Genomic DNA, 22,033 nt, shown 5'->3' on the forward strand with positions numbered 1-22,033 from the left:
CGATCAGCCTCCCTGCACCGCGGTCAGCACCTCGACGCGCGAGCCCTCGACCAGCGCCACGGTTGCCCAGCCCGCGCGCGGCATCACCGTGCCGTCGACGGCCACCGCGACACCCCGCTCGGGCACCCCGTGGTCGGCCATGAGGGCGGCGAGGGTGGTGCCGACGACCACCTCGCGCCGCTCGTCGTTCACCCAGACGGTGGTCATCGCTGCCCCTCACTCCCTGCGCCGGCATGACCCGGATCAGGTTCGACGGTCGGGGCCCGTGACGGCCCCCTCTCAGCCCGCGCCCGGGCTCCCGTGGTGTCCGGTTCCCACCGTACGCGCGGCCCTCAGCCCGGCGCGACGGCCGACCGGTCCGCCGCCGCCGCTCGCGCCTCCGCCGGCAGCGCGTCGCCGCGCAGCACCGCCGCCAGCGTCGACACCGTCACCGCCACCAGCAACATCCCGTTGCGCCCGTGCCCCGTCGCCGCCAGCAGCCCGGACGGCCCGAGGGGACCGAGCATCGGGAGGTTGTCGTCGGTCCCCGGACGGAACGAGGCCGCCGACTCCTCGAGCGCGTAGTCGGCGATCCCCGGCAGCACACGCTCGACGTCGCCGACGAGGTCGCGCACACCGCCGACGAGCACGTCGGGGTCGAAGCCCGCCTCGTACTGCGTCGCCCCGACCACCAGCCGTCCGCCGTCGCGGGGCACCGCGTAGACCGGCCGGCCGCTCACCGACGCCCGCACCGTCCGCGACGGCGGCGGCAGCGACGTTCGGCGCGCCCGCACCCGCAGGATCTCGCCCTTCACCGGGCGCACCCGGCCCTCGAGCGCCGGGTGCAGCGACCCCGACCAGGCCCCCGCGGCCACCACGACGCGCTCGGCCTCGAGCACCCCGCCGTCCGCGAACTCCACCCCCGTCACCCGCGCCCCGTCGTCGAGCACCCGCACCACGCGCCGGGCCAGCGACCGCACCCCGACGACGGACCCCGCCGCCCCCAGCGCCCCGAGCAGCTCCCGGTTGTCGACGGCCAGGTCGTCGGGGACGGCCAGTCCCGCGCGCACCGACGGCCCCAGCGAGGGCTCCCGCCGCCGCGTCTCGCGCCCGGTCAGCCGCTCCACGGGGCGGCCCCACTCCGCGAGGTGGGCGGCGACGCGGTCCAGGTCGGCGACGTCCGCCGCGTCCACGGCCACCTGCAGCGTGCCCTCGGTGCGCAGCCCCACGTCCCGCCCGGCGTCGGAGGCCACGCGAGCGGCGAACGACGGCCACGCCGCCAGCGACGCCGCTCCCAGCTCGAGGACCTCCCGCTCGCCGGGCCAGGCCTCGCTGATCGGCGCGAGCATGCCGCCCGCCACCCGCGAGGCGCCGGAGCCCGGATCGGGGTCGACGAGGACGACCTCGCCGGCGAGCCGCTCGCGGGCCGCCGCCCACGCGACCGCGGAGCCCACGGCCCCTGCTCCCACGACGACGAGCCGGTCGACCACGGTCTCCGAAACTACGCGATACCGTGATCACGGTGAGTGCCACGAGGATCGACCGGCGCACGCGCCTGCAGGACGCCCGGCTCTACCTGTGCACCGACTCCCGCGCGGCACGGGGCGACCTCGCCGACTTCGCCGACGCGGCGCTGCGCGGTGGCGTCGACGTCATCCAGCTCCGCGAGAAGGGCCTCGAGGCGCTCGAGGAGCTCGCCGCGCTGGAGGTCCTGGCCGCGGCCGCGCGCCGCCACGGCGCCCTGTTGGCCGTCAACGACCGCGCCGACCTGGCCCTCGCCGCCGGCGCCGACGTGCTGCACCTCGGCCAGGACGACCTCCCGGTGCCCTGGGCCCGCCGAGTGGTGGGCGACGACGTGCTCATCGGGCGCTCCACCCACGACGCCGACCAGGCCGCCGACGGCGCGACCGAGCCCGGCGCCGACTACTTCTGCACCGGCCCGTGCTGGCCCACACCCACCAAGCCCGGCCGCCCCGCGCCGGGCCTCGACCTCGTCCGCACCACCGCCGCGGCGGCGCCCGCCCGCCCGTGGTTCGCGATCGGCGGCATCGACCACGACCGCCTCGACGAGGTGCTCGCCGCGGGTGCCACGCGCGTCGTCGTCGTCCGCGCGATCACCGAGGCCGACGACCCCGAGGCCGCCGCGCGGACGTTGCGCACGCGCTTGTGAGCCCTATCGGCGTGCTCCCCTGACTCCGTGCCCTGGCACGGACAAGCACTCACGAGGCGACAGTCAAAGTGAGCTCCTCGGCCGCCAGGATCTCGTCGATCGGCTGGTAGAGGCTCGTGCCCCCGGCCGTGGTGCAGTCGCCCGTGCCGCCCGAGAGCAGTCCGAGCGCGGAGCTCCCGGACACGAACGGACCCCCCGAGTCGCCGCCCTCGCTGCACGCGTCGGTGAGGACGAGGCCCTGGACGGGGCCGGCCGCGTAGTTCGCGGTGACGTCGACCGCGGTCACCTTCCCGCAGCGCCAGCCCGTCGTGGAGCCCGAGCGGCAGACGGTCGCCCCGACCGGCGCCGTCGCGGTCCCCGTGATCGAGCGGGTCGTCGAGCCCTCCGCGGCCACCGACGGCGTGGCCCGCCAGCCCGGGCCCACGTCGACGACGCCCCAGTCGCCCGTGCGGTCGAACACCGAGCTGCGCACCGGCCCGACGGGGGTGTTGTTCGCGCCGGTGACGTCGCCGCCGCGGTTGGTGCAGTGCCCGGCGGTGATGAGCCGCGGCGCGCCGGACGCCGCGGTGGCCGTGAACGCGAGCGAGCAGCGCGTGCGGTTCACCCGGATCGTGTCGCCGCCGACGAGGTCGTAGACCGGCGGGTCGGCCCGCGGGGACGGCGCCGCCACGCCGTCCACGACCCGCACCGACGCGTCGACCTCCCGCGCCTCCTGCACCCAGCCCGACGTCCGGGAGTCACGCGGTGCCGTGTTGAGCGCCAGCACCACCGTGCGGCTCGCCGCGTCCACCCACCAGGCGCTGACGGCGGCCGGCGCGCCGTCGCGCTCCGCGAGGGCGTCGAGCCGGTCCTTGACGCCGGCCAGCTCGCCCGGTGTCGACGCGGGCGCCGCCTGCGCCGGTCCCGGCGCCGCGAGCAGGACGGCGGCCGCAGCGACGGCGCTCAGCACCGAGCGAGCCCCCCGGCCCATGACCACCCCCGCCTCGCGAACCCGTCACCGCCGCCCGTTCGGCGGTACGAACGACGACGGCCGGACGAACGCTAGAACGTTCGTCCGGCCGTCGGTGGGAGTCCGCGCGGGATCTCAGCCGTTGGTGGAGCCTCCACCGGAACCGCCCGAGTCGCGGGGCACGAGGTTCGGCAGCAACCCGTTCTGCGAGGTCCGGGTCGACTGCTGCGAGGTGCTCGTGTCGGGCTGCTGGGTGCCGGTGCTGCCGGTGTCGCCGCCCTGCTCGTCCTGCTGGGTGTCGGTGGACGTCGTCGAGCTCGGCGCGCCCGTCTCCTCGGTGCTCGAGTCGGACGGCGCCGTGGTGGCCTCGGACGTGCCGGTCTCCTGGCCGAAGAGGCTGCCGACCGACGTCCCGCTCGACCCGCCGGAGAGCGGGCGCCCGGCCGCCGTCTCGACACCGACCGTCGCGATGAGGGCGATGACGAACACGCTGGCCGCGACGCCGCCGAGGGTCAGCCAGGTCTTCCACCCGAGGCCCTTGAGCGCGCTCAGCAGGCCCGCGGCGGTGAACCGACGGCCGGCGGGCTCGGGCTCGAGCGGCGCCACGCGGGTGACCGCGTCGTCCGGGCCGGTCGGGGGCCCACCGGGTCCACCGGGTCCCGCCGGACGCCCCGGCTGGCCCATGACCGCGGTCGGCCCACCGCCGGGCGGGGTGCCCGGCTGACGGCTCGACGGGATGAACGCGGTCGGGCGGGCCTCCGTCGGCGCGCCGGGGGCGCCCGGGGCGAGCGCGGTCGGCGGGCCGTTCGGGTCCACCCGCGGGTGCACCCGCGTCGGGTCCGAGACGCCCTCCGCCCGCAGCGCCACACGGCCGGGCGCGACGGGCTGGCCGGGCGCGGCCGGCTGGCCGGGACGTCCGGTCGGCGGGCCGCCGGCCCCGGGGACGCGTCGCGTCGGGTCGGCCGGCGGCATCCCGGGACGCACCTGCCGCTGCCCCGGGGGCAACGGCGTGCCGGGCCCCGGTGTCGGCGGGCCGACGACGGGCCGTCCGGGCGGCGGGGCCTGCATCGGCGTCCGGGCCGGGGCAGCACCCGTTCGCGGTGCGGCCTGCTTGCCGCCCGCGATCTTGCCGACGGCCGTGGCCACGCGGGTGTTGTTGGGTCCCGCCACGACGAGCCGCTGCTTCACCCGGTCACGGGTGACCTCGAGCGACTTCTGGTAGAGCGCGGCGCCGACCGTACTGATGATCGACGCGACCGCTGCGCCGCCGATGGTGCCGAGGACGCCGACGAACGATCCGAGGATCGCCGCGGTGGCGGCGGCCAGCGCACTGGCGATGATCTGCGGGAAGGTCAGGCCGATGCCGGCGGAGGCGGCGCTGTCGGACTTCTCTTCGGGGTTCGCTGGTGACATGGCTCCCGGGGTCGCGGGTCGGGGTGGACACGGGGCAGCTGGCAGGCCGGAGGGCACGTCCGAGGTGCCGTGACGAACCCGCCGACCACACCGGACGACGCCCACCATCGTGCCCGGTTGTCCGTCGGTGAGAGTGTTCACCCACGGACCACGTCGGTCACCCCCGGTCGGCCCAATTGCTGGGCCGAACGGATCACTCCGGCTGGACGACGGGGTGCCGTGGGCCCGGATGCCCGCTCGGGAGGGCCGAACGAACCAGCGGCCAGGAGGCCGCGACGCACACCACCACGAGGGGCCAGGTCAGCACGATCTGGGCGATCCCCAGGGCCACCACCTGATCGGCCGCCCACAGGCCCGTGAACACGACCACGCGCACCGCGTACTGCGCGACCCACACCCAGCTCGCCCGGCAGTAGCCGCGGACGAGGTCGGGGTCGCGGCGCCACTTCGTCGGGTGACCCGTGAGCGCGCCCACGACGAGACCCAGCAACGGCCAGCGGATCGCGATCGACACCAGCCACGCCGCGAGGCTGCCGGCGTTCGCGACGATCCGCGGCAGGAAGAAGTCCTGGGCCCGCCCGGTGTAGAGCGCGAGCAGCGCCGCGCCGACCGCGAGGAGCAGCCCGACCGCCACCGCGCGGGGACGTTCCCCGCGACGGTGCCGCCACAGCGCGACCCCGCCGGCGACGACGACCGCGGCGATCCCGCCGACGAGCACGGGCTGCGCGGACCCCAGCGGGCCGGCCGCGAGCCACGCGACGACGAAGACGACCGACGGCACGGTCGCGTCGAGCGCCTGACCGCGGCCACCGAGGATCTCGGTGAAGGGATTGGCCTCGGGCGCCGGCGGCCGACCCGCCTCCGGCGCGTCGGGGTCGTCGGGGACCGGGTCGTGCGCCCCCGGGTCGTTCGGAACGGTCAACCGAGGGTCTCCGCGGCGCGGCCCCGGCGCGCGAGCTCGGCGGTGAACGCCGGGGACGGCGTGCTCGGACTGGAGACCTCGACGAGCATGCCGTTGGGGTCGGTCACGAGCATCTGGCGCCGGCCGTGGAACAGGTCACGCGGCGGGGCGACGAGCGGCAGGCGCAGGCGCCGGGCCTCGGCGTGCACCGCGTCCACGTCGTCCACCACGAACGTGAGGATCACCCCGGCCGGCTCCGCGCGGTAGGGCGGCGGGACCAGTTCGTGACCGACGGCCCAGATCGCGAGCTCGTGGATGTCGTCACCGTCGGTGCGGGTCAGCGCCACGTACCAGTCGCTGTCGAACGCGACCTCGAAACCGAGCAGCGCGACGTAGAAGTCGCGTGTCTCGGGGAGCCGGTCGGACAGGACGGTGGGGAACGAGCGGCGCATCGCCATGCCTTGAGATCCTCTCTCCGGCGGGGTCTCCATCGTCGCGCACGGCTGCGCCTCCCCCGGTCGGGGGTCCGATCACGGACGTCACGTCCCGCCGGTCGCGTCGGGGCCGACCGTCGCGCGGATCACCGCCCAGCACGCCTCCGTGAGCTGGGACGCCAGCGCGTCGCGGGTGGCGCCGTGGGGGTCGTCGAGCCAGTGGGCGCTCGCGGAGTCGACCATGCCCACGAGCCCGAACGCGAGCGGGTGCGCGACCGGGGGCGCGATCTCGGCCCCCAGCGATCCGTCGACGAGCATCCCCGCGACGTGGGTGGCGACCGTCTCGCGCACGTTGGTCGTCGCCGACTCGCCGCCCGTGCCGACCGAGGTGCGCTTGAGGTAGCGGTAGACGTTCGCGTTCTTCTCCAGCCAGCCCAGGTGGGCCCGCAACGCCCGGGCGAGCATGTCGAATGGGCGGCCCGACGGCCGCCACACCGGCTCCAGCTCGTGGACCAGCCGCTCGACCGACCGCGCGGCGATCGCGCTCTGCAGGTCGTCGCGGCCCTCGAAGTGGCGGTAGAGGCCCGGGCGCGAGACCCCGGCGCGCGCGGCGATCTGCTCGGTGGTGACCTCCGGCCCGTGCTCCCCGATCGCCGAGACGGCCGCGTCGACCAGCTCGAGGCGCCGGGCCTCGCGGTGGCCCGCCCAGCGCGCGGCACGCCCGTCCACGGGCGCGTCTCCCGGGACGTCCCCGGGAACGTCCCCGGGAGCGTGCTCGGCGGGTGCGTCGGTCATGGTCCTCCCAGCCTGGCACCAGACCGGGTGACCGGCCAGTGAAGCGCAGGTCAGGACCGGGTGCCGACGTGCTCGCCCGCCCGCCCGACGAGCACCAGGAGACAGCCGGCGAGCAGGCCGGCGACGACCGCCCGGCCCCCGTGGGTCGGGTCGGCGAGGGCCACGAGCGACGAGAAGACGGTGACCGCCCAGCCGAACACCGCAAGCCAGCTCGAGATGGGGCGCAGGCCGTCGACCGTCGTCGGGTCACGCCGCGCGCGGATCGCCCGCCACGCCGCGAGCACGAACGCCAGCACCACGGCGACGACCACCGCCGCCGTCCGGCCCGGGCCCGGCGGCACCAGGGCGACCACCAGCAGCGTCGCGAGGGCCACGACCAGCGCCGCTGCCGTGACCAGCCAGCCGGCCCGGCGGACACGCGCGGCGCCGCCGTCATCGGCGGTGGTCCCGACGGGCATGGTCGGGCAGCGTATCCGCCCGCGACGTCAGCTCTCGGAGTGCCGCGCGGCGGCGGAGTCACGGGCGAACGTCCGCTCCCGTTCGGCGTACTCCCGGGCCTGGCGGGCGTTCTCGCGCAGGCGCTCGGCCTCGTGGGGCCGCAGCCGGGCCGACTCCTCGTAGGCCGCGGCGACCAGGTCCTCCGAGTCGGCGATCCGCTCGGCGAGGTCCTCGATGCGCCGCTGCAGCTCGTGGGCGTGGTCGTGGGCGGATCGCCGGTCGACCACGATCTCCGGCTCGGCGTCCCGCTGGTCGTCCACTGAGTCCTCCGCCCCGGGATCGTCGCCGAGCACCGTGTGCCCGGCACCACCCTCTTCCCCACTAGCATGGCCCAGCCACCTGGTTGACGTCCCCAGCCGTTCGGCGATCTCGCCGACGACTTCGCCGACACCGACCGTCCGACGTCGGGGTGGCCGTCGCGTGAGAGGTGTCGAGCATGGATGCGGACGCTCCCCCTGTCATCGGAGTGGGCGCCTCGGCCGGCGGCGTGGAGGCGCTGCTGGACCTTGCCGAACGCCTCGATCCGGACCTGCCGGCCGCGGTCCTCGTCGTGCTCCACCAGCCGGCGGAGGCCCCGACGGTGCTGCCGGAGCTCATGGACAGACGCTGTGCCCTCCCGGTCCGGCACGCCGTGCACGGGGAGCGCCCCGTGGCCGGGGCCGTCCTGCTCGCGCCACCGGACCACCACCTGCTCATCGTGGACGGCCGGCTCGAGGTCACCCGGGGTCCGCGCGAGAACGGCCACCGCCCCGCGATCGACCCGCTGTTCCGCGCGCTGGCGATCGAGAGCGGTCCGCGCGCGATCGGCTGCGTGCTGTCGGGGCTGCTCGACGACGGGGCCGCCGGGCTGCTGGCGCTGGTGCGCCACGGCGGGACGGCCGTCGTCCAGGACCCGGACGAGGCCCTCTACCCGTCCATGCCGCGGGCCGCTCTCGAGCAGGTCCCGGGGGCCATCGTGACGTCGCTCGCCGAGATGAGCACCACGTTCTCGCAGCTGGCGGCGCGTCCGGTGATCGGTGGACGGAGGCCCAGTCCCCGGCTCGAGCGGGAGCTGACCCTGAGCAGAGCGGGAGTGGGTGTGAACGACCAGGAGAGACCACCCGGCCCGCCGGCCGGGCTGGTGTGCCCGGACTGCTCGGGTCCGCTGTTCGACCTCAGCGAGGACAACCTGCTGCGCTACCGGTGCCGTGTGGGGCACGCGTGGTCGGAGAAGAGCCTCTCCAGCGTGCAGGACGACGGGATCGAGCGGGCGCTGTTCACCGCCCTGCAGGCCCTCGAGGACAAGGCCGATCTGCAGCACCGGATCGCGCGGGCCGCGCACGACCGGGGATCGGCCCGGACGGCGGACCGCGCCCGCGAGACCGCACACCAGGCGCTCCAGTCGGCCGGCCTGGTCCGTGATCTCCTCGCCGACCGGAAGGCCGGTGACAGCGCATGACCAGCGACGAGGGCGTGAACGAGGACGTGGAGCCGGGCACCGAGGTCGACGGGGTCGACGAGGCCGCCGCCGAGCACGAGGCGGCGTTCGAGACGCTGCTCGAGTTCCTCAAGGAGAGCCGCGGCTTCGACTTCACCGGCTACAAGCGCTCGAGCATCTGGCGGCGCGTGACGCGGCGGATGCAGCAGCTCGAGATCGCGTCCTTCACCGACTACCTGGATGTGCTGCAGGTCGACCAGGACGAGTTCACGCACCTGTTCAACACCGTGCTGATCAACGTCACCGGCTTCCTGCGCGACCCGGAGGCGTGGCGCGAGCTGCAGGAGGAGATCGTCCCGCAGCTGCTCACCCCCAAGACCCGGGGCGAGTCGGTGCGCGTGTGGTCGGCGGGGTGCGCCAGCGGCGAGGAGGCCTACGGCCTGGCCATGGTGTTCGCCGAGGCCCTCGGCGTCGAGGAGTTCCGGCAGCGCGTGAAGGTCTACGCCACCGACGTCGACGAGGAGGCCCTGACCACGGCGCGGCAGGCGACGTACGGCGACCGCGAGCTCCAGGCGCTGCCCGACGAGTGGCGCGACCGCTACTTCGAGCGCCACGGCGGGCGCTACACGTTCCGCAGCGATCTGCGGCGCAGCGTCATCTTCGGTCGCAACGACCTGGTGCAGGACGCGCCGATCGGGCGCCTCGACCTGCTCGTGTGCCGCAACACGCTGATGTACCTCAACGCCGAGACCCAGGCCCAGGTCCTGCGGCGCTTCCACTTCGCGCTCAACCCGACCGGCGTGATGTTCCTCGGCAAGGCCGAGATGCTGCTCAGCCACGGTCGGCTGTTCCTGCCGATCGACCTCAAGCGCCGGTTCTTCCGCAAGGCCGAGCAGGTCAACCAGGCCGACCGGCTGGCGGTCATGGCCGGGCGCGGCGCGCACCTCGAGAACCGCCGCGACGTGCAGCTCGAGGACGAGACGCTGCTGTTCAGCCCGCTCGCGACGATCGTCGTCACCGCGGACGACGTCGTCGCCAAGGCCAACCAGCGCGCCGAGGCCCAGCTCGGCGTCTCCGCCCGGGAGATCGGACGCCGCTTCCCCGATCTGGAGATCTGCCACCGGATCACGGGCCTGCGCTCGTCCTACGAGGACGTCCGTCGCCACCGCACGTCGATGTGGCAGCACGAGGCGGAGTACTCCCGCTCGACCACCGAGACCCTCGTCTTCGACATCCAGATCGTGCCGCTCGAGACGCAGGGCGACGAGGGCGTGTCCATCGCGCTGTTCTTCACCGACGTCACGCGCTACCGCCGGATGACCGTCGAGCTCCAGTCGGCCCACCGGCAGGTGGAGACCGCCTACGAGGAGCTCCAGTCGACCGTCGAGGAGCTGGAGACCACCAACGAAGAGCTCCAGTCCACCGTCGAGGAACTGGAGACCACCAACGAGGAGCTCCAGTCCACCGTCGAGGAGCTCGAGACCACCAACGAGGAGCTCCAGTCCACCAACGACGAGCTCCAGTCGATGAACGACGAGATGCGCGAGCGCTCCGGCCAGCTCGACCGGGCCAACGATTTCCTGGAGTCCGTCCTGGGCAGCCTGCGGACGGCGGTGATCGTCGTGGACACGGAGCTGATCGTGCAGGCGTGGAACGGGCGCGCGGACGACCTGTGGGGTGTGCGCAGCGAGGAAGCTGTCGGCCAGCACCTGCTGAACCTCGACATCGGTCTGGCCACCGACCGCGTCCGCCCGCTCGTCCGCGACGTCCTGGCGGGCCACCAGCCCCGGGAGGACCCACTGCGGATCGACGCCATCAACCGGCGCGGGCGCTCGGTGGAGCTGGCGATCGCCGTGTCGCCCCTGACCGGGCGGGAGAACCGCCCCGGCGGCGCCATCATCCTCATGGACCACCTCGACGGGACGCCGACGGCCGGGCCGCCGCAGGAGGACCCGGCGACGTCGTGAACACCGAGAACCGCCCTCCGAGGGCCGCCGCCGACGTCCCGGGCCCCCGGTCGTCGCGCCCCGACGTCGGCCGTCTCGCCGAGATGCTCGACGCGATCTCGGCCGAGCTCGAGGAGACCGGGGACCCGGACCACCGCGTCGTCACGGGCGACGCCCCCGAGGCCGCGGAGAACCGTGCGGTGCAGGAGACGCAGGCGTCCCTCGCCCGGGCGGCGGCGCGGGCGTTGCGCGGGGACCTCGGTGGGATCCGGCGGGCGAACCGCACCACGCTCGACGACGCGCAACGCGCCCGTGACCACGTCCGCGCCGCTCACCCGATCCGGCCCGCGGCGGCGGACGTCCCCCTCGACGACCTCGGACGCCTCGCCCGCCAGGCCCTCGCGCTGACGGGGTCGACGCTCTGGGCGGAGCTCGCCGTGCCGACGGCGGAGGGCACCGTGGTCACGGCCACGGCGGGCCACCTGCCGGCCGCGACGGTGACGGCGCTCGCGGACGGCCCGCGGGCCGCGGTGCTCCGGACCGGCTCCACGGTCGTGGTCGACGACGCGGGCGTCGACGACCGGTGGCCCGACCTGCGGTCGGCGACGGCACGCGCCGTCCTCGTGCTGCCCCTCGGCCTCCGCGGCACCGTGTCCTTCGCCGCCACGGACGCGTTCGACGACCCGGCCCGCGCCGTGGCGCGCGAGATCGCCGCGCACGGCTCCGGCCTGCTCACCGGGGACGCCGCGCCGGGCGCGGTCCGGGCGCGCTCGCTGGTGGTCACCGCGAGCACCTTGCTGGCCCGGAAGCTGGTGCTCGACCCGCCGGGCGGCCTCGACGCGCTGCTGGAACGCGCCACCTCCGCCGGGAGCACGGTCCTCGACTGCGCCCGGCACGTCGTCGACGAGCTCGGGCCGCCGGGCGACGACGAGCCCACCGGGCCGCCCGAACCGGCGACGCTCCGCCGGGCGCTGGCGTTCCTCGAGGGGCACGCCGGCGACGACATCGACGTCGCCGACGTCGCCGGTGCCGCGGGTCTGGGCGTCCGCGGTCTGCAGGCGGTCTTCCGCCGGTGGCGCGGCACGACCCCGCTCGGGGCGTTGCGGGACATCCGGCTCCGGCGGGCGCACGAGCAGCTGCAGGCCGCCGACCCGCGCGAGACGACCGTCGCCGACGTCGCCCACCGCTGGTACTTCTCCAACGCCGGGCGCTTCTCGGTGATCTACCGCCGGCGCTTCCACTGCTCCCCCAGCGAGACGCTGCGCGCCTGACACCGGCGCGGACCAGCGACTTGACCGATCGGCCGCAGGCGACGCCGATCGTCAGCGCTAGGATGACTGCCCCGGTTGACGTCGCAGCCGTCGTCGTCCGGCCGCGCGCGGTGCCCGTCGCGCGGCCGAACCATGGCGCCCCTCCGACGTCGTCCGAGAGACAGGACCGCGATGGACTCGACTGCTGCTCCCCCGGTGTCCAACCACACCCGGGTGGGTCCGGCGCGCCTCGACGCCGAGCACGTCCCCCTGTCCGACCTGAGTCGGTTGTGCCGGCACGCCCTGCGCGTCGCCGATGCGGTCCGCTGGACCCAGATCGCGGTGCCGGTCCGCCACGGGACCACCGTCACGTCGTCGGCGGGCGAGCTGCCCGTGGCCGCCGTCGAGGCCGTCGCGCGGGGTCCGCGGGCGGCCGCCGCCCGGTCCGGGGTGCCGGTCGTCGTCGACGACGTGTCCTCGGACTCCCGCTGGCCCGCGCTGCGCGACGGTGCGGTCGCGCCCGCCTCGGTGCTCGTCGTGCCGCTCGGTCCGGTCGGCGGCACGCTCGCGCTGGCCGCCGACACCCCGTCCGCGTTCGGTCCCGAGGCGCGGGCGGTGGCCGGGGAGATCGCCCGCCTCGCCGGCCGGATCCTGGCCGCCCGGGAGCGCCCCGGAGCCGCTGATCCGGGGGCGCGGGCCCGCGACGTGGTCGTGGCGGCCCGGGCCCTGCTGGCCCGGCACGAGCAGGTCACGCCCGACGCGGCCCTCGAGCTGCTCCTCGAGCGCGCGCAGCGCCACGGCGAGACGGTGCTGGCCACCGCCGAGCAGGTGCTCGAGGAGCTCGGCGGGCTCCCGGCGGACGCGCAGGGACGCCCTCCCGAGCCCGCGACGCTGCGCCGGGCGATCGCCCACCTCGAGGAGCACGCGGCCGAGGACGTCGACGTCGCCGACGTCGCGGCCGCCGCCGGGCTCGGGGTGCGCGGCCTGCAGATGGCGTTCCGGCGCTGGCGCGACACCACCCCGCTCGCCTACCTGCGCGACGTCCGCCTCGCCCGCGCCCACCAGGAGCTCCGGGCCGCCGACGCGCGCACCGGCGGGGAGACCGTCGCCGACATCGCCGCGCGCTGGCACTTCACCCACCCCGGCCGCTTCTCGGTGACCTACCGCGAGCGCTACGGGTGCTCGCCCAGCGAGACGCTCCGGTCCTGAGGTGCGCTACGCGCACGTGAGCAGAACCGCGTGCTGGAGCACTGTTTTCTGCTCACGAGCGCGCAGCGCACCTCCACAGGTCTAGCGTCGTGGGAGTGGGCCACGCGCGGGAGGTGGACGCCGCGCGGCGGCGGTTCCTGCGCCACGGCCGCGACGACCTCCCGGCGGGCGTCGTGCGGCCCGCGGTGCTCGCGTCGTGGGAGCGGGCGCGCGCGGCGGGCGTGGACACCGGGCGGCTCGCGGCGCCCTTCGTCGGTCCCGGGGCGCCGTCCGCAGGGGCGCAGCGCGTCGCCGACCGCGTGCACGTCCGCGACCCGGACCTCGACGCCAGCGTCCTGGTCGTCGACCGGGACGGCGTGGTGCTGGTGCGCCGCGACGGCGATCCCGCGCTCGCCGAGATCCTCGACGCGCTGCACCTGGTCCCGGGCCACGGGCACGGCGAGCACGTCGTCGGCACCACCGCGGCGGCGGTGGCCCTGCACGAGGGCGAGGCGGTCGCGCTCGAGGGACCCGAGCACCTGCACCCGGCGCTCGGCGCGCTCGCCTGCGCCGCGGCACCCGTCGAGCCCGGCGACCTCGCCGTCGTCGTCGCCCGCCACGTCACCGACGGCGCCGCACGGGACCTCCCGCTGGTCCGCGCGCTCGCCCGGGAGATCGCCGACGAGGACGCCGCCGGGCGACGCGGCCGGATCCTCGCGGTGCACGACGCCCTCGCCGCCCTCGCCGCCGAGGGCGCCGCCTGGGTGGTGGCCACCGACGGCGACGACCTCGTGCTCGGCGCCGGGGCGCGGCGGCTCCCGCCCGCCGACCAGCAGGTCCTCGCCGACCTCGCCCTCGCGGGTCTCGCCCTCGACCGTCCCGCCGAGCTCTACCGGATCGACCTGCCCTCCGGCGTCGGCGCGGAGGTCACCGTGCGGGAGATCCGCCACGACGACCGCCTGGTGGGCTGCGCGGTGGGCGGCGGCCCGGCCGTCGACGAGCAGGGGCGGCAGGAGGCCGAGGCCCGGCGCCGGCAGGGCTCGCACGTCGCCCCCACGTCACGACGGGACTTCGCCGCGGACATGCGGGGAGCCGAGCGCGCGCACGCCGAGGCCCGGGTGCGTGCCAACCGCGACCTGCTGACGCCGTCGCTGCGCGCCCGCCAGGAGCTCGCCGCGAACCTCGGGCAGCGGCGCCACCAGGTGCTCGTCGGCGAGGCCGGCGTCGGGAAGCGGACGCTGGCGGCCGAGCAGTTCGGCCGGCTGCACCGCGACGGCACCGTCACCGTGGTCGCCGCGGACACCGCGGACGCGCCCGAGCCCCTGGAGCGCCTCGTGCACCGCCCGCCGGCCCGGCCGCAGCTCGTCGTGCTGCGCGGCCTGCAGGGCGTGACCCCGCTGTCCGCGCGCCGGCTCGACGAGCAGCTGCGCCTGCTGCTCGCGCGCTCGTCGCACGCCGTCGTCGTCGCGTGCCTGGACACGACCTCGGTGGACGCGAGCCGCCCCTACGGCCTGCTGCTGCGGCACTTCCACGAGACCGTGCGCATCCCCGCCCTGCGCCACCGCGCCGACGAGCTCGCCGACATCGCGCTGTCGGTGCTTCGCTCGATCGGCGGCGGGCGCTCGCTGCGCCTGTCGCACCAGGTGATCCGCGTGCTCGAGGGCTACGCCTGGCCCGGCAACATCAACGAGCTCGAGGACGTGCTGCGCTACGTCGTCGCCCGCAAGCCCGTCGGCGTCATCCAGGCCCCGGACCTGCCCGCACTGTGCTTCACCAGCCGCCCGCGCCTGTCGATGCTGGAGACCGCGCAGGCGGACGCGATCATCCAGGCGCTCTACGAGGCGCGCGGCAACCGGTACCAGGCCGCGGCGATGCTCGGGATCGCCCGCTCGTCGCTGTACCGCAAGATCGACGCGTTCGGGATCAGCTACATCGCGTAGGTGTCCCGGAAGCGGGTCAGTGATCGTCTTCGCCGCCGCGGGCGTCGCCCGAGACGTCCCAGGATGGGACAGGCTCGTGTGTCCCACGCCACTAGCGTCGGGTCACGGCGCCCCGGGGAGCGGCCGGGCCGCCGGAGCGAACCGACGGGAGCGACGATGAAGGCACTGGTGTACCACGGCCCCGGCAAGAAGGCCTGGGAGGACGTCCCGGACGCGACGGTGCAGGAGCCGACCGACGTCGTGGTCAAGGTCGAGACGACCACGATCTGCGGCACCGACCTGCACATCCTGCAGGGCGACGTCGCCGCGGTCACCGACGGGCGCATCCTCGGGCACGAGGCGGTCGGGACCGTCACCGCAGTCGGCGACGCCGTGCGCGGCTTCTCGGTGGGCGACCGCGTGCTCGTCCCCGCGATCACGAAGTGCGGGCGCTGCGAGTACTGCCAGCGCGGGATGCCGTCGCACTGCCAGACGGTCGGCGGCATCGGGTGGATCTTCGGCCACCTCATCGACGGCACCCAGGCCGAGCTCGTCCGCGTGCCCTACGCCGACACGTCGCTGTACGCGATCCCGCAGGGCGTCACCGACGAGCAGGCGATCTTCCTCGCCGACTCGCTGCCCACGGGCTACGAGGTCGGCGTCCTGGCCGGCGGCGTGCGGCCCGGCCACACGGTCGCGGTGGTCGGCGCCGGCGCTGTCGGCCTGTCCGCGGTGCTGACGACGGGGCTGTGGGGCGCCTCGAAGGTCATCGCGGTCGACTCGAACAAGTTCCGCCTGGAGAAGGCCGTCGAGTTCGGCGCCACCGACGCGGTCGAGGTCGGCCCGGGGACGGTCGGCGACGTCGTCGCGCTCACCGACGGGCTCGGCGTCGACGTGGCCATCGAGGCCGTCGGCTACCCCGAGACCCTCCTGACCGCGGCGTCCCTCGTGCGGCCGGGCGGGACGATCGCCAACATCGGCGTCCACGGGACGCCCGTCGAGCTGCCGATGCAGGACATGTGGATCTCGAACGTCACGATGACCATGGGCCTCGTCGACACCGTCTCCATCCCGACCCTGCTCAAGATGGTCGCCTCCGGCCGCATCCCCGCCGAGAAGATGGGGACGCACTCGTTCACGTTCGACCAGATCGACGAGGCCTACGACGTCTTCGCCAACGCGGCGGCGAACCTGGCGCTGAAGGTGGTCATCACGCCCTGAGTCCCGGGGTTGGCAGCGAACGCGCTGTTCGCTGCTTCTAGGCGCCGAAAGTCCGCGTTGATCACGGCAGGAGCAGGAACCAGGCGAGCAGGCCGAGCGCGAGCAGCACGGCCAGCCTCCCGACGAGCGAGACCACCGCCGCCTGCGACACCAGGCGTGCGGCGACCAGCTCGAGGTGCTCGCCCCGGTCCTGCCGGGCGCCCGCGGCCCGCACGGTCATCGGCACGGTGGCCGGGCGGGCCGTCGGCGTGCGTGGGGCCGGAACGGTGACCTGCTCGTCGGTCGTCGTCGTGTGGGCGTGGACCATCATCTGTTCTCTCCCCGCGGAGTCCGTTCGTCTCGCAGGGGGCGTCGCCGCAGGCCAGGGGGTCGTTAACGGATCTCCGCCGAGATCCACCCACCGAGTGGCGCGTCGCCGCGGTCGCTACGGACCGTCGACGAGGAACCGCCCGAAGGAGCCGTGGACGAGACGGGCCTGGCGGGCGTACTGCGCGAGGTCCCGGACGTCCTGCGCGGCGATCCAGACCGAGAGGTCGACCGCGCGGAATCCGTGCGGCGGGGTCGGCTCGCCCTCGTCCGGCTGGGTGTCCTGTCGATCGGTGGTCGTCACGCCTGCTCGCCGTTCCACGTCGCGGTGAGGTCGGCGATCAGCCAGGCGGCGATCAGCGCGATCTCGATGTCGGTGTCGCGCGACCACGCGACGAGGCGCTCGGTCGCCGTCGTGAGGTCGCAGCCGTAGCGCTCCATGAGGATCCCCGTGGCGCAGCTGATCGCGTCACGCGAGTCCTGCGCGCTCCCCGGGGCATCGGGTGACGCACGGCCGTTCCACTCGTCCACCCCGAGCTCGCCTCCGTACGGCCATCTGGTCGACCGTGAACAGAAACCGTACACGCTGCTCGCTCTGTGGACATGAGGGCGGGGTCGGTGCGGGCAGCGGGTGATCAGGGCACGATCTCGCTGTCGTGGCGGTGGTAGATCGCCGCCAGCTCGGCCGGGTCGGGCGGCCCGGTGGCGGGGAGGGCGGCACCGATCTCGGCCATGAAGTCCAGCGCGCTCGCCGGGCTCCACACCCCGAGCACCCGGGCGGGCCGGTCGTGCGGGTTCGCAAACGTGTGCCGCGCACCCCTCGGCGCGAGGATGAGGCCCCCGACGGCCACGGGTTCGGGGTCCGAACGACCACGCACCATCGTGAGCGCGCCCTCGAGCACGTAGATCGCCTCGTCGAACCCGTGGTGGACGTGCGGCGGCGGCCCCGCGAAACGGGCCGGCACGGTGAGCTCGCAGAACGCCAGACCGTCGCTCTCGCCCAGCACGCGCAGGACGTCGCCGGCGTAGGGGATCCGGCGACCCTCGCCCGCGTCGCCCCCGCCCACGACGTCGAGCCTTCTCGACCTGTCAAGACCGAGGAGTCACGAGCGGCGGTCTACGCGAACGACGCGACGGGCGCGCCGAGGGCGCCGTCGTCGGGGACCACGCCGAGCCCAGGACCGGTCGGCACCCGGAGGCGGCCGCCCTCGACCCGGACCGGGTAGGCCGAGTCGTAGTGCAGGCCCACGAAGGGCTCGGCGAGCCAGACGCCCTCGAGCAGGCGAGGGTCGACGGTCGCGGCGATGTGGACGCAGGCCGCCGCGATGATGTCCCCGCCCCAGGAGTCGTCGCAGGTGTGGGGCAGCGAGCGGGCCTCGCAGACGTCGCGGACGGTGGCCATGGGCCCGAGGCCGCCCAGGCGCGTGACCTTGAGCCCGAAGCCGTCGCACACCCCGAGCGAGATCGCCCGCAGCACGTCGCCGAGGCTCTCGGTGCTCTCGTCCAGGTACACCGGGTGGTCCAGCTGGGCGCGGACCGCGGCGATCTCGTCGACGGTGGCGCAGGGCTGCTCGAACGCGAACGGGATGTCGGCGCACGCCCGGTCGACCCGCAGGACGTCCCGCGTGAGCAGCGCCCGGTTGGCGTCGACGACGAGCCGGGTGCAGCCGGTCGCCTCCCACACCTTCCGGATCGTCTCGATGTCGGTCTCGAGCGGCCGTCCACCGACCTTGATCTGGAGCCGGGGGTAGCCCTCGGCGATCTTCTCCGCCGCGACGCGGGCGGTCTCGTCGGGGTCGTCGAGCGTGAGCGACCAGTACGAGTCGACCTCACCGGTCGTCGCGCCGCCGAGCATGTCGCACACGCGCAGGCCGTGGGCCTTGCCGATCAGGTCGTGCACCGCGATGTCGATCGCGGCCTTCGCGTAGTCGTGGCCGTGGAGCAGGCCGTGCAGCGCGCGCCGGACCGCTGCGGGCCCGGTCACCTCCCGCCCGATCAGACCCGGGGCCATCTGGGTCAGGGCCGCGCGGGCGCCGAGGGCGTGGGCCGCGGCGTGGGTCGGGCCGATGGGACAGGTCTCGCCCCACCCGGAGACCCCGGTGTCCGACACGATCTGCACGACCGTGGAGTCCAGGGCGGTGTGGGCGCCGTCCGACATCCGGTAGACGGCGCCCTCCAACGGCAGGTCGACCTGGTAGAGGTGGACCTCGGCGATCCGCACGGCGCTCCTCCCGATCCGCGTGTCGACGTCGGTGTCGTCGACTCCTGGTGCCCGACGCGGACGGCCTCGTGAGGGTCGATCGACCGTCCCCGCGTCGCCGGAGAGATCGTCAACCGCAGCGCGATCGAAACGACCACGACCGTCGACGGCCGAAGGAGCACGCCGGCAGGTCGGCCGGCACGCGGGGTGCCGACGCCGGGACGGATCACTGCTGTCAACCGCCGCTGGCACCGAAGGAATCACGGCGGGCGCACCGCCGTTGACCTGGAGCCGGCGCGGGGAATCGAACCCCGGACCTTTCGCTTACAAGGCGAGCGCTCTGCCGATTGAGCTACGCCGGCACGGACGCCCATGGTACGAGGGTCGGCCGGACCGCGGAGACCCCGCCCACAGGTGCGGGAAGTAGCCTCGGGCGGTTGGCACGGTGGTCGGGCGGGGGCCGCCACCGACCCGCCCGGCGTGGGACGTGGCGCACGTCCACGCCCGGCAACCACGATCGACTTCCGCGCGTCTGGGCAGGTGGCCTTGGTGAAGATTCCCGGTGTGCACGGCCCGCGGTCCGAGCACTCCGACGAGCAGGGAGAGGAAGGTCCGCCCGTGGGGGTGGCCCAGCGAGCCCGCGGCTCGCTCCGTCGACAGTTCCCCGTCGAAGACATCCGTCGCAACGCCGTGGACGCACCCACCGTCCGCGACAACCTCCTGCCGGCCGTCACCGGCCCGGAGGTCGCGGACGACACGCTCGTGCTGCGGGTGCTCGACCTCGCGCTGCGCATCGGCGAGGTCCAGATCGCGACCGGCGCCGGCGCGGCGGTCGCGCACGACACGATGCTCGCGATCGCCGGCGCGTACGGCCTGCCGGCCTGCGACGTCGACATCGCGTTCTCGACGATCACGATGTGCTGTCACCGCGGCAACGAGGCCGGGCCGGTGACGACGATGCGCAACGTCCGCTACCGGACGCAGGACTACACGCGGCTCACCGAGGTCGACGAGATCATCTCCTCGATCGTCGACCGGGACGAGCCGATGCGCGTCGAGGAGGCGATGACCCGGCTCGGGAACGCGGTGCGGGCGCCGCACCCGTACCCGCGCTTCGTCGCCGGGATCGCCCGGGGGCTCTTCGCCGGGGCGGTGGCGTTCCTGCTCGGCGGCGGCCTGTTCGTCGCGGTGCTGGCCGCGGTGGCGACGGGCGTCATCTGGGGCGTGGCCCGCTGGCTCGCCCGTCGCCGGGTGCCGATGTTCTTCCAGCAGATGGTCGGCGCCGCGATCGTCACGCTGTCCGCGACGAGCCTGGCCTCGACGGGGGTGCTCGACGACTCCCCCGCGTTCGTCATCGCCGCCGGCATCGTCGTGTTCCTCTCGGGCCTGTCGCTGGTCGGCCTGGTGCAGGACGCGATCTCGGGCTTCCCGCTGACGGCGGCCGGACGTGTCGTCGAGGTCATGATCGCGTCGGCGGGGCTGCTGGTCGGCGTCGTCGTCAGCATCAAGCTCGTCGGCGCCGTCCTCGGGACGGACGCGGGCGCCTACGCGGCCGTCGTGCCCGAGGGCCCGCCCCCGTCGCTGCAGCCGATCTCGCTGCTCGCCGCGGCGGCGGCCGGGATGCTGTTCGCCCTCTCGGCCTACGCGCCGTGGCGGTCGTTGCCGCTCGCGGCGCTCGCCGGCGCGGTGGCGTGGGCCGGCTACTCGCTGCTCGGGATCCTCGGTGCCGGCGAGGTCGTCGCGGCGGCGGTGGCGGCGGCCGCGCTCGGGCTCGTCGCGATGCTGCTGCCCCGCATGCTGGGTACACCCCCGTTGGTGCTGGTGATCGCCGGGATCACGCCGCTCCTGCCCGGTCTGACGATGTACCGCGGGTTCTCGCAGCTCGCGTTCAACAGCGTCGCCGTCGGTGCGGTCACGATCCTGCTGGCCCTGACCTTCGGACTCGCGCTCGCGGCCGGGGTCTCGGTCGGGGAGCAGATCGGCTGGCCCCTGCAGCGGCTGGTCCGCCGTCTGCTGCCCGGAGTCACCGCGGAGGACAGAGCACGTGACGCACGCCGAGGACGCCCCCGGGTCTTCTGACCTGCTGGTGGTGGCCAACCGGTTGCCGTTCGACCTCGACGACGAGGGCCAGTGGCACCGCAGCCCGGGAGGGCTGGTCACCGCCCTCGAGCCGACGCTGCGCGCCCGCGGCGGCGCCTGGGTCGGCTGGCCCGGCCGCCCGGACGCCGACCCCGAGCCGTTCGACGACGACGGGTTGGCGATCCGGCCGGTGTCGATCACCGCCGACGAGGTCGCCGCCTACTACGAGGGCTTCGCGAACGCGACGCTCTGGCCGCTCTACCACGACGTCGTCGCGCGGCCCCGCTTCGAACGCTCCTGGTGGGAGGCCTACCGGCGGGTGAACGAGCGCTTCGCCGACGCCGTGGCGCAGGCGGCGGCGCAGGGCGCGACGGTGTGGGTGCAGGACTACCAGCTCCAGCTCGTTCCGAGCCTGCTGCGCGAGCGGCGCCCGGACCTGCGGATCGGGTTCTTCCTGCACATCCCGTTCCCGCCCGCCGAGCTGTTCGCCCAGCTCCCGTGGCGGCGGCCCGTCATCGAGGGACTGCTCGGCGCCGACGTGGTCGGCTTCCAGACCGCCGGGGGTGCCGAGAACTTCCGCCACGTCGCCACCCGCCTCACCGACGCGACGGCCGACGCCTCCGGGCAGGTCACCGCCCCGGACGGGCGCACGGTCACCGTCGGCGCCCACCCGATCTCCGTCGACGCCTCCGAGCTCGACGCGACGGCCCGCTCGTCGGAGACGGTCGACCGGGCGAAGGCCCTGCGCCACGAGCTCGGCGACCCCCGCACGGTGCTGCTCGGCGTCGACCGCCTCGACTACACCAAGGGCATCGACGTGCGCCTGCGGGCGTTCGCCCAGGTCCTCGAGCAGCAACGGCTGGACCCCGCCGAGGCCGTGCTGATCCAGGTCGCGACGCCGAGCCGCGAGCGGGTCGAGCACTACGCCGAGATGCGCGACGACATCGAGCTCACGGTCGGGCGGATCAACGGTGAGCACGCGTCCGTCGGGCGGCCGGTGATCCACTACGTGCACCAGGCGACCCCGCGCGACGAGCTCGTCGCCTTCTACCGCGCCGCCGACGTCATGCTCGTGACGCCCTACCGCGACGGCATGAACCTCGTCGCCAAGGAGTACGTCGCGAGCCGGCCCGACGGCGACGGCGCGCTGGTGCTCTCGGAGTTCACCGGCGCCGCCGACGAGCTCGGCGACGGCGCCTACCTCGTCAACCCGCACGACCTCGACGCCGTCGGCGACGCGCTCGTGGCCGCGGCGTCGCAGGACCCCGACGAGGCCCGCCGGCGGATGGGCGTGCTGCGCGAGCAGGTCCTGGAGCACGACGTCGAGCGCTGGGCGGCGGGTTTCCTCGCCGCCCTGGGGGTCGGGAC

At 75.0% G+C, this 22,033-nt stretch carries 23 protein-coding genes and 1 tRNA gene; 9 read left to right on the forward strand and 15 right to left on the reverse strand.

Annotation, left to right across the window (positions count from 1 at the left end; genetic code table 11):
* Positions 1–3: 3 nt before the first annotated feature.
* Together thiS and thiO are read right to left on the reverse strand one after the other, a co-directional pair.
* The gene (gene thiS, locus WCD41_RS27065) at positions 4–207 is read right to left on the reverse strand and encodes a sulfur carrier protein ThiS (RefSeq protein ID WP_337718349.1); all 204 of its coding nucleotides are present in this window, start codon (positions 205–207) and stop codon (positions 4–6) included.
* A 125-nt stretch (positions 208–332) separates the two neighbouring features.
* Positions 333–1,469 carry a glycine oxidase ThiO gene (gene thiO, locus WCD41_RS27070; RefSeq protein WP_337718350.1) on the reverse strand — a complete coding sequence of 379 codons (1,137 nt, stop codon included), beginning with the start codon at positions 1,467–1,469 and terminating at the stop codon, positions 333–335.
* A gap of 23 nt (positions 1,470–1,492) precedes the next feature.
* On the opposite strand from thiO, the gene thiE reads away from it, so the two are divergent.
* Positions 1,493–2,149 (forward strand): thiamine phosphate synthase, encoded by a 657-nt coding sequence (gene thiE / locus WCD41_RS27075; protein WP_337718351.1) that lies wholly within the window; start codon positions 1,493–1,495, stop codon positions 2,147–2,149.
* Between the two features lie 49 nt (positions 2,150–2,198).
* On the opposite strand, the gene WCD41_RS27080 is transcribed toward thiE, so the two are convergent.
* The 7 genes from WCD41_RS27080 to WCD41_RS27110 form a co-directional block, all read right to left on the reverse strand.
* Positions 2,199–3,119 carry a S1 family peptidase gene (locus WCD41_RS27080; RefSeq protein ID WP_337718352.1) on the reverse strand — a complete coding sequence of 307 codons (921 nt, stop codon included), beginning with the start codon at positions 3,117–3,119 and terminating at the stop codon, positions 2,199–2,201.
* A 114-nt stretch (positions 3,120–3,233) separates the two neighbouring features.
* Complete coding sequence (locus tag WCD41_RS27085; protein WP_337718353.1) at positions 3,234–4,511, reverse strand: hypothetical protein; 1,278 nt, start codon at positions 4,509–4,511, stop codon at positions 3,234–3,236.
* Between the two features lie 193 nt (positions 4,512–4,704).
* Positions 4,705–5,433 carry a DUF3159 domain-containing protein gene (locus tag WCD41_RS27090; RefSeq protein ID WP_337718354.1) on the reverse strand — a complete coding sequence of 243 codons (729 nt, stop codon included), beginning with the start codon at positions 5,431–5,433 and terminating at the stop codon, positions 4,705–4,707.
* Positions 5,430–5,870, reverse strand: coding sequence for a VOC family protein (locus WCD41_RS27095; RefSeq protein ID WP_337718355.1), 441 nt, complete (start codon positions 5,868–5,870; stop codon positions 5,430–5,432). The genes WCD41_RS27090 and WCD41_RS27095 overlap by 4 nt, the downstream gene beginning before the upstream one ends.
* An 81-nt stretch (positions 5,871–5,951) precedes the next feature.
* Complete coding sequence (locus WCD41_RS27100) at positions 5,952–6,641, reverse strand: TetR/AcrR family transcriptional regulator (protein WP_337718356.1); 690 nt, start codon at positions 6,639–6,641, stop codon at positions 5,952–5,954.
* 50 nt (positions 6,642–6,691) lie between these two features.
* Complete coding sequence (locus WCD41_RS27105) at positions 6,692–7,099, reverse strand: hypothetical protein (RefSeq protein ID WP_337718357.1); 408 nt, start codon at positions 7,097–7,099, stop codon at positions 6,692–6,694.
* Positions 7,100–7,126: 27 nt separating this feature from the next.
* Positions 7,127–7,399 carry a hypothetical protein gene (locus WCD41_RS27110; RefSeq protein WP_337718358.1) on the reverse strand — a complete coding sequence of 91 codons (273 nt, stop codon included), beginning with the start codon at positions 7,397–7,399 and terminating at the stop codon, positions 7,127–7,129.
* Between the two features lie 176 nt (positions 7,400–7,575).
* Between WCD41_RS27110 and WCD41_RS27115 the strand changes: the two genes are divergently transcribed.
* From WCD41_RS27115 to WCD41_RS27140, 6 genes are all read left to right on the forward strand, one after another.
* Positions 7,576–8,577 carry a chemotaxis protein CheB gene (locus tag WCD41_RS27115; RefSeq protein WP_337718359.1) on the forward strand — a complete coding sequence of 334 codons (1,002 nt, stop codon included), beginning with the start codon at positions 7,576–7,578 and terminating at the stop codon, positions 8,575–8,577.
* Entirely contained in the window at positions 8,574–10,523 is a 1,950-nt protein-coding gene (locus WCD41_RS27120) for a CheR family methyltransferase (protein ID WP_337718360.1), read from the forward strand. Before WCD41_RS27115 ends, WCD41_RS27120 begins: the two co-directional genes overlap by 4 nt.
* Entirely contained in the window at positions 10,520–11,773 is a 1,254-nt protein-coding gene (locus WCD41_RS27125; RefSeq protein ID WP_337718361.1) for a helix-turn-helix domain-containing protein, read from the forward strand. Before WCD41_RS27120 ends, WCD41_RS27125 begins: the two co-directional genes overlap by 4 nt.
* Before the next feature lie 171 nt (positions 11,774–11,944).
* Positions 11,945–12,961, forward strand: a complete 1,017-nt coding sequence (locus tag WCD41_RS27130) for a helix-turn-helix domain-containing protein (RefSeq protein WP_337718362.1) — start codon at positions 11,945–11,947, stop codon at positions 12,959–12,961.
* A 95-nt stretch (positions 12,962–13,056) separates the two neighbouring features.
* A complete protein-coding gene (locus WCD41_RS27135) occupies positions 13,057–14,880 on the forward strand; it encodes a helix-turn-helix domain-containing protein (protein ID WP_337718363.1) in 1,824 nt (607 codons plus the stop codon).
* A 156-nt stretch (positions 14,881–15,036) separates the two neighbouring features.
* Positions 15,037–16,080 carry an alcohol dehydrogenase catalytic domain-containing protein gene (locus tag WCD41_RS27140; RefSeq protein ID WP_337718364.1) on the forward strand — a complete coding sequence of 348 codons (1,044 nt, stop codon included), beginning with the start codon at positions 15,037–15,039 and terminating at the stop codon, positions 16,078–16,080.
* Between the two features lie 61 nt (positions 16,081–16,141).
* Here WCD41_RS27140 and WCD41_RS27145 read toward each other — a convergent pair whose 3' ends face one another.
* From WCD41_RS27145 to WCD41_RS27170, 6 genes are all read right to left on the reverse strand, one after another.
* Entirely contained in the window at positions 16,142–16,390 is a 249-nt protein-coding gene (locus tag WCD41_RS27145) for a hypothetical protein (RefSeq protein WP_337718365.1), read from the reverse strand.
* 114 nt (positions 16,391–16,504) lie between these two features.
* Positions 16,505–16,690 (reverse strand): hypothetical protein, encoded by a 186-nt coding sequence (locus WCD41_RS27150; protein ID WP_337718366.1) that lies wholly within the window; start codon positions 16,688–16,690, stop codon positions 16,505–16,507.
* Positions 16,687–16,917: an ANTAR domain-containing protein gene (locus WCD41_RS27155; RefSeq protein ID WP_337718367.1), complete on the reverse strand. Its 231-nt coding sequence runs from the start codon at positions 16,915–16,917 to the stop codon at positions 16,687–16,689. Before WCD41_RS27155 ends, WCD41_RS27150 begins: the two co-directional genes overlap by 4 nt.
* A 104-nt stretch (positions 16,918–17,021) precedes the next feature.
* Positions 17,022–17,453, reverse strand: a complete 432-nt coding sequence (locus tag WCD41_RS27160) for a cupin domain-containing protein (protein ID WP_337718368.1) — start codon at positions 17,451–17,453, stop codon at positions 17,022–17,024.
* Positions 17,454–17,503: 50 nt separating this feature from the next.
* Positions 17,504–18,607 (reverse strand): mandelate racemase/muconate lactonizing enzyme family protein, encoded by a 1,104-nt coding sequence (locus WCD41_RS27165; RefSeq protein WP_337718369.1) that lies wholly within the window; start codon positions 18,605–18,607, stop codon positions 17,504–17,506.
* 265 nt (positions 18,608–18,872) lie between these two features.
* Positions 18,873–18,948: transfer RNA gene (locus WCD41_RS27170), tRNA-Thr, on the reverse strand.
* 328 nt (positions 18,949–19,276) lie between these two features.
* Between WCD41_RS27170 and WCD41_RS27175 the strand changes: the two genes are divergently transcribed.
* Together WCD41_RS27175 and WCD41_RS27180 are read left to right on the forward strand one after the other, a co-directional pair.
* A complete protein-coding gene (locus WCD41_RS27175) occupies positions 19,277–20,665 on the forward strand; it encodes a threonine/serine exporter family protein (protein ID WP_337718370.1) in 1,389 nt (462 codons plus the stop codon).
* A partial coding sequence (locus WCD41_RS27180) for an alpha,alpha-trehalose-phosphate synthase (UDP-forming) (RefSeq protein ID WP_337718371.1) occupies positions 20,631–22,033 on the forward strand: 1,403 nt, incomplete at its 3' end. The genes WCD41_RS27175 and WCD41_RS27180, both read left to right, overlap by 35 nt.

Origin of the sequence: Actinomycetospora aeridis, from assembly GCF_037400275.1 — a bacterium.
Taxonomy (GTDB): domain Bacteria; phylum Actinomycetota; class Actinomycetes; order Mycobacteriales; family Pseudonocardiaceae; genus Actinomycetospora; species Actinomycetospora aeridis.